This window comes from Rubrimonas sp. (genome assembly GCF_036788415.1).
GTDB lineage: Bacteria > Pseudomonadota > Alphaproteobacteria > Rhodobacterales > Rhodobacteraceae > Rubrimonas.
The window spans coordinates 1-6943 of record NZ_DAIQNN010000116.1 but is presented as its reverse complement, the minus strand read 5'-3'; the positions used below and the strand labels follow the sequence as shown (position 1 = coordinate 6943).

Sequence of the window (6943 nt, the reverse complement as noted above, 5' to 3'; positions counted from 1 at the left end):
CGACCGCCTGCAGTGCGTGTCGGCCCGGGTGGGTCGCCATGGGTCTTGCGAAAACCGTCGCGGTAGTCGGAAGTCCTACGGCCCGCGAAGAGCCATGTCATGACCACACTCGCCGATGTCCGCCGCCTGTTCGACGCCGCCACCTTCTCGCGCGGCCTCGGCTATGCGCGCGGCGGCCATGTGCTGGAAATCGCCGGCGCGCCCGACGATCTTGTGCGGGCGCGCGTTCGGGGCAGCGGCGGGGCGGTCTATCGGCTCGAGGCGCGCCTTGCGAGACGCGGCGCGCGCGGGCTGGGGCTGGGATCGGTCTGCGAGTGCCCGGTCGGCGCCCGCTGCAAGCATGTCGCCGCCGCGCTGGTCGTCGCCGTCGAGCGGGGCGCGCCGCCCAGGCCGGTCGCACCCGCATCGGCCGCACCCGCGCCAGCCTTGCCGCCCGCCCTGCGGTCATGGCTCGCTGCGCTGGCGGAGGCCGACCGACCGCCCGAGCCGGAGCGGACCGGCTACCCCGACACGGTGCGCGACCGGCTGCTCTATCTGCTCCATCCGGGCGACGGGCGCAGGCTTTCGCTGGCGCTGGTCAAGGCGACGCTGCGCAAGGACGGGTCATTCGGGGCGAGCCCGCGGCCCTACGATCCGACCCGCATCAACTGGGAGACGCCGCCGAAGTTCATCCTGCCCGTGGACCGGTGGATCCTGCGCCGGATCGACCAGCAGGGTCTGCGCCACAGCGCCCATGGCTACGCCTATCCGGCCCCGCCGACCGAACCCGGCGCCACGATGGAGACGCTGGCGCGCGTGGCCGAGACGGGGCGCGGACGGCTGGGCGAGGCCGACGGACCCGTCCTGCGCCTAGGTCCGCCGCGCGACGGCGCGTTTCTTTGGCGCGCGGGCGCCGACGGCGCGCAGCGACTGGTCCTGACCGATGCGGCGGAGCGCCCGCTCGTGCTGCTGCCCATCGATCCGCCGGCCTGCCTCGACCCCGAGACCGGCGAGATCGGCCCGGTCGCCCTGCCGGTCCCGCCCGCGATGGCGCGCGCGCTGGCGCAGGCGCCGGCCGTGCCGGTGGAGGCGGCGGCGATGGTCGCCGAGGCGTTCGGACGGCTGGCGACGGCGCGGCCGCCCGCGCCCCGCGCGATGCGCGCCGAGACCCGCGCCGGCGTGCGCCCGGTCCCGGTGCTGCGGCTGCACGCGCTTCAGGCGCGCCGGCGCGTCGAATACTGGGAGAGCGTGGCGCCGACGGTCGAGATCGCGGCGCTGCGGCTCGCCTTCGACTATGCCGGCGTCGCCGTCCCGGCCGAGCCGCGCGGCGGGAAGCGCGCCGACCCGCGCCTGCGCGAGGGCGACGCGGTGGTGATCGTGCAGCGCGACGGGCGCGCCGAGGACGCCGCCCTCGATCGGCTGGCGGCGTTTGAGGCCATGCCATTGCGCGATCTCGGCCTCGACGCGCGCGGCGCCGGCCGCGGCGACTTCGCCTTCCCGGACCCTGACCGGCCCGACGACCGCGCGCTGGCGTTCGCCGCCGAGGCGCTGCCGCAGCTGCGCGCCGAAGGCTGGCGCATCGAGATCGACCCGAGCTGGCCCTACCGGCTGCATGACGGGCCGGTCGACATCCGCGCGACCGTGGCTGAGGGGGACGGCGGCTGGTTCTCGGTGGGTCTGACGCTCGTGGCCGACGGCCAGAGCATCGAGATCGCGCCGCTGATCGCCGCGATCATCGCGGCGCTGCCGCTCGACGCCGAGGGGCGGCTCGCTGGAGACTTCGACCCCGGCGAATTTCTCGAGGACATGGTGCTCTATCAGCGGCTGCCGGACGGTCGCCACGTCGCCCTGACGGGCGAGCGCCTGGCGCCGCTGGTGGAGGCCTGCCTTGCCGCCCGCCACCTGTTCGACGGCGCACACATGGCCGAGGCGGCGCCGCTGCGCGCCCTCGCCGAGGCGCTGGCGGGCTGCGGCGTGCCCTTCTCGGGCGGCGCGGCGCTGCTGGAACTCGCCGACCGGCTGCGCGCACTCGCCGCAGCGCCGATGGCCGAGCCGCCGGCGGCGCTGACCGCCACGCTCAGGCCCTACCAGAAGACCGGCTACGGCTGGCTGAAGGCGCTGGCCGAGACCGGCTTCGGCGGCGTGCTGGCCGACGACATGGGGCTGGGCAAGACCGTGCAGACGCTGGCGCTGCTGGCCGACCGCCATCTCGCCGCCGGGTCGGACCGCCCCAGCCTGCTGGTTGCGCCGACGAGCCTAGTCGGAACCTGGGTCGCCGAGGCCGCGCGCTTCGCGCCGGGCCTGCGGGTGCTGGCGCTGCACGGGCCCCGGCGCGCGGCGGATTTCGACCGTATCGGCGCGGCGCATCTCGTCGTCTCGACCTATCCCCTGCTGCACCGCGACCTCTCCGTGCTGAAGGCGCAGGCGTGGGATGCGGTCGTGCTCGACGAGGCGCAGGCGGTGAAGAACCCTTCCTCGGCGGTCGCGAGGCACATCCGGGCGCTGGAGGGGCGGATGCGGCTGGCGCTGACCGGCACGCCGCTGGAGAACTCGCTGGAGGATCTCTGGGCGCTCTACGACTGGCTGATCCCGGGGCTGCTCGGCGACCGCAAGGGGTTCCGCGCCGCGTTCCGCACTCCAATCGAGCGCGACGGCGACGCCGCGGCGCAGGCGCGGCTGAACGCGCGGGTGCGCCCGTTCCTGCTGCGCCGCACGAAAGGCGACGTCGCCGCCGACCTGCCGGACAAGACCGAGATCACCGATCTGGTGGCGCTGGGCGAGCGGCAGCGCGCTCTCTACGAGACCATCCGCGCCACCATGGACGCCCGCGTGCGCGCGGCGATCGCCGCGCGCGGACTGGCGGCCAGCCGCATCACCATCCTCGACGCGCTGCTGAAGCTGCGTCAGGTCTGCTGCGACCCGGGCCTGCTGAAGGACCCCGCCGCGGCGAAGGCCGGCAGCGCCAAGCGCGCCCGGCTGATGGCGCTGCTGGAGGAGTTGCTCGCCGAGGGCCGCCGGGTGCTGGTGTTCTCGCAGTTCGTCGCCATGCTGCGGCTGATCGAGGCCGACGTGACGGCGCGCGGCTGGCGCCATGCCTGGCTGAGCGGCGAGACCAAGGACCGCGACGGCGCCGTCGCCGCCTTCCAGCAGGGCGACGCGCCGCTGTTTCTCATCAGCCTGAAGGCCGGCGGCGTCGGGCTGACGCTGACGGCGGCCGATACGGTGATCCTCTACGACCCGTGGTGGAACCCTGCCGTCGAGCGCCAGGCGATGGACCGCGCGCACCGCATCGGCCAGCGCCGCGCCGTGTTCGTGCATCGCCTTGTCGCCGAGGGCACGGTTGAGCAGGCGATCGTCACGTTGCAGGCGCGCAAGCAGGCCATGGCCGACGCGCTGTTCGAGGGCAAGGCGAGCGGCCCGCTCGCGCTCGACGAGGACGACCTCGCGCTGCTGTTCGGCGCGACGGATTAGACGCGGGCGGGCGTTTGACGATCAGAACGGAGGAGATCTTCGCGGAACGTCAAGCGCGCTCAGCGGCCGTCGCCGGCTGCGCTGCCCCGCTCGCCGAGGCGGCTGCGGGCCTGTCGGCTGCTCTGGTCCCGGACGCACCGTCTGTTCTCGACCGTCCGCGCAGGCTGGTGAGGCAGATATTGACTTAGTCATTGGCCAGCAGCGCGGCGATATCGAGCGGGACGCGAAGCGGAGGCAGCGGCAGGGAGCCCCCGGTCAGCAGGCGCGGCGTTTGACGATCGCCGGAGCCTCGATAGACCATCACCGCGCGTTCCGATGGATCGACCAGGAGAACCCACCGGATGCCGCGATGACCGAGATAGGCGTCCAGCTTGACCGTGGCGTCGCGCGCGGCGCTGCCGGCGGTCAGGATCTCGACGACGATCAGAGGCTCCACGAAGGATGTGTCGTCGTTCCCGATGGGCCCCTCGACGACGACCAGATCGGGACAGAGCGCGCAGTCAGACCCGATGGCGACCAGCAGTCCGCCGGACAGCGCCGCGAGGCCCGGCCCGCACGCCTTCTGGAGCATCGACAGAAGCTTCTGCCGGAACCGCAGCAGCCCGACCGCCAGACCGGGGCTACGCCCTTCGGGCGCAGGGTCGCGCATGTCCGCGAAGCGGACGGCTCCGCGGACCAACTCGAACCGCTGCTTGCCCGGGACGATCTCGTACCAGGCAAGAAAATCATCGACGTCGGCGAAGCGCGGCAGCCGCCGGCCGCTGAGCGGCAGATCGGTGTAGGGGCGGCGTTCGTCAGTTCGCGCAGATGTCGAGGCGTCCGAAGCTTCCGCGAGCGCATGCACGTCGACGACGACGCCTAAGGCGTCGAGGTCCAGCACGCCATCGTCGTAGAAGCGGAACACGCATCGCGCTCCGCGGCGGCGCATGTGCAGCAGCCCGCCCCGGTCCGGATCGATCCACATCGCATGGTCGACGGAGGGCGCGGCGCGCCAGGCGTCGACCTTGACCGCGAGATCGAGATCGCAGGACGCGCGGTCCAGCACTTCGCAAACGAGCGCAGGCGCAATCAGAGGCTGGTGCGATGCTGGTGGTGGCGCGATCGCGATGTCGGGCCTCAGCACGTCGCAACCGGCGGCCACGGCGGCCGTTCGGCCGGAGAGGACCGTCAGGCGCGATGCGCCGCCCAGGATGGCGCGCTCCAGCACCCCCGCCGCTCGCCCGACGGCTCGATCGTGGCGCGGTCCTCCGAGCGGCGCAGGCAGAATGGCGCCCGACACGAACTCGGCCCCTGCTGCGAACGCGCCGCTCGAAACGAAGGTGGCGGCCTCGGTCGATCCAGACGGCTTCATGGCGGTCCTCCCCGGCGCCCCGATCATGGGTGCAGGCGTTCAGGATAGCCATGGCGGCGTCGCCCGACGCCCTTGTGCCCGGCGTCGGTCGCGCGTGCTGTGCGCGAACCGGGACGTCGCCTCTCCACCGCCGCCCCTCACGACTGACGCTGATTGTGTGCAGTGAGGGGCCTTGCAGTTCCGGTGGATCGCGGGGCGGGCGCCGGAGAACCGCCGGTCGATCGCGTGGTGGGAGTGTCTTCGCCGTGCATCCAGGGACATCGGCCATTCGGCTTGGAGAGACCGGCCGATCCTGCTATGTCTAGCGTGTCTAGATGTTCACGGGTGTGCATATGACATGGCCAGTCGCCGAAGCAAAGAACCGCCTGAGCGAGGTGATGCGGCGTGCGCTTACAGAAGGCCCGCAGCGCATCGCCAGGCGCGACGGGGCCGTCATTGTCCTCGCCGAGGCCGAGTATCGACGGCTGACCGGCGAGAAGCCTAGTCTCGTGAGCTACCTGATGCAGGGCCCGTCGCTCGACGGGGTCGACCTGAAGCGCGACGCGAGCCCCATTCGGCCGGTGGACCTTTGAGGCTCCTGCTCGACACCTGCGTGGTTTCGGAGCTGCGGCGGACGGACGGCGAGCCGCGCGTCGCGGCCGCCGTCGACGCGCTGGCGGCAGATGCCGTCTATCTCAGCGTCATCACCTTGGGTGAACTCGCCTGCGGCGTCGCCCGTATGGCCGATGGCGCGCGCAAGGCGGCGCTCGGGGCCTGGCTCGCCGGGCTTGAGCGCGACTACGCCGACCGCATCCTCGACATCGACGCCGAGACCGCCCGGCTGTGGGGTCTCATGACGGCCAGGGCCCAAGCTGTCGGTCGCACCGTCGGCGCCGCCGACGGGCTGATCGCCGCCAGCGCCAGACGCCACGGGCTCACGGTGATGACGCGCAACATCCGGGACTTCGCGCCGACTGGCGTCGATGTCGTCAACCCATGGCCGGAGCCGTGACGATCCACCGCGCCTATGGACTGGGCGTCTCATCTTCACGGTCGATCACGAGCCCGCCCATGTGCATTTGTTCGGTGACTGGCAGGCCAAGATCAATCTGGTCGGGCCACATGGCGCGCCGGTCCTTGTCTGGGTCGATGGCATGAAGGGATACGACGTGCGCAGGGCGATGTAGCTGGTGCGGGACCACAAGCGGGCGTTTCTGGACCGATGGAGGGAGATCGTTGGCTGACCTGATGGACGCCGAGATCGACGTCGCGGAAGAGCGTGGCCGTCTCGCGCGGCGGAGTGAGCCGCGCGCCACGTCCGTGCGCTATGACCGGAAGAACGGCCGCATCGTCATCGATCTGACCAACGGCTGCACCTTCGCCTTCCCGCCGCACCTCGCGCAGGGTCTGGAGCAGGCGACGGACGAGGAACTGGCTGCGGTCGAGATTCTCGGCGCGGGCTTTGGCCTGCATTGGGAAGCCATCGACGTTGATCTCTCCGTTCCGGGCCTGCTGGCTGGGCTCTTTGGCACGCCAGCCTATCTGGCGCGCAAGGCCGGGCAGGCGACGTCGCCGGCCAAGGCGGCGGCGGCTCGCGCCAATGGCGCCAAGGGCGGGAGGCCGCGCAGGCAATCGGCGTCCTGAACCGCAAGTGTCGTGGCCTTGCGCCGCGGGTCTTTGACAGGCTGTGAACAAGCACCGAAGTGTAACCTCGTCTGGCCTTATGGCATCAACGACTTACGGTGTCGATCGGCATAGGGACCCTTCGGCGATCCACATCGGAGAACCTTTGTGGCCGCGGCCTTCCGGCAGCCGGAGGCGCGCCCTTGTGGTCGAGACGTCCCTTGGCTATCTTACTTGTGTCTTACCATCCAGGATCGCTGATGGCCGCCTCCGACCCCCTCGCCACGACGGTTTCGACCAAGGGTCAGGTCATCCTGCCGAAGACCGTGCGGGAACGCCGGAGATGGAGCGCCGGCACACGGCTCGTCGTCGAGGAGACGCCGGAGGGCGTGCTGCTGCGCGCCGCCCCCGCCTTTCCGCCCACGACAGCTGCGGGCGTGTTCGGCATGCTGCGGGCGTCGGGCCCGGCCAAGTCGCTGGAGGAGATGGACGCCGCGGTCCTTGGCGAGGCGGCGCGGCGACATGGTCGCGATTGACGCG

The 6943-nt window shown here is 71.9% G+C and carries 6 protein-coding genes; 5 read left to right on the top strand and 1 reads right to left on the bottom strand.

Annotated features, from left to right (window positions below):
* Nucleotides 1-99 precede the first annotated feature (99 nt).
* On the top strand, nucleotides 100-3450 hold the full coding sequence (locus tag V7Q31_RS16250; RefSeq protein WP_333834906.1) for a DEAD/DEAH box helicase: 3351 nt from the start codon (nucleotides 100-102) through the stop codon (nucleotides 3448-3450).
* Nucleotides 3451-3634: 184 nt separating this feature from the next.
* Here V7Q31_RS16250 and V7Q31_RS16245 read toward each other — a convergent pair whose 3' ends face one another.
* A complete protein-coding gene (locus V7Q31_RS16245) occupies nucleotides 3635-4801 on the bottom strand; it encodes a Uma2 family endonuclease (protein ID WP_333834905.1) in 1167 nt (388 codons plus the stop codon).
* 314 nt (nucleotides 4802-5115) lie between these two features.
* On the opposite strand from V7Q31_RS16245, the gene V7Q31_RS16240 reads away from it, so the two are divergent.
* From V7Q31_RS16240 to V7Q31_RS16225, 4 genes are all read left to right on the top strand, one after another.
* A complete protein-coding gene (locus V7Q31_RS16240) occupies nucleotides 5116-5373 on the top strand; it encodes a type II toxin-antitoxin system Phd/YefM family antitoxin (RefSeq protein ID WP_333834904.1) in 258 nt (85 codons plus the stop codon).
* The gene (locus V7Q31_RS16235) at nucleotides 5370-5792 is read left to right on the top strand and encodes a type II toxin-antitoxin system VapC family toxin (RefSeq protein ID WP_333834903.1); all 423 of its coding nucleotides are present in this window, start codon (nucleotides 5370-5372) and stop codon (nucleotides 5790-5792) included. The genes V7Q31_RS16240 and V7Q31_RS16235 overlap by 4 nt, the downstream gene beginning before the upstream one ends.
* A 224-nt stretch (nucleotides 5793-6016) precedes the next feature.
* Complete coding sequence (locus V7Q31_RS16230) at nucleotides 6017-6424, top strand: DUF2442 domain-containing protein (protein ID WP_333834902.1); 408 nt, start codon at nucleotides 6017-6019, stop codon at nucleotides 6422-6424.
* Nucleotides 6425-6663: 239 nt separating this feature from the next.
* Nucleotides 6664-6939: an AbrB/MazE/SpoVT family DNA-binding domain-containing protein gene (locus tag V7Q31_RS16225; RefSeq protein ID WP_333834901.1), complete on the top strand. Its 276-nt coding sequence runs from the start codon at nucleotides 6664-6666 to the stop codon at nucleotides 6937-6939.
* The last annotated feature ends 4 nt before the right edge of the window (nucleotides 6940-6943 follow it).

Excerpts from the sequence above, each read along its gene's own strand:
- V7Q31_RS16250 (WP_333834906.1), top strand. The coding sequence starts at position 100 with ATGACCACACTCGCCGATGTCCGCCGCCTGTTCGACGCCGCCACCTTC.
- V7Q31_RS16245 (WP_333834905.1), bottom strand. The coding sequence starts at position 4,801 with ATGAAGCCGTCTGGATCGACCGAGGCCGCCACCTTCGTTTCGAGCGGC.
- V7Q31_RS16240 (WP_333834904.1), top strand. The coding sequence starts at position 5,116 with ATGTTCACGGGTGTGCATATGACATGGCCAGTCGCCGAAGCAAAGAAC.
- V7Q31_RS16225 (WP_333834901.1), top strand. The coding sequence starts at position 6,664 with ATGGCCGCCTCCGACCCCCTCGCCACGACGGTTTCGACCAAGGGTCAG.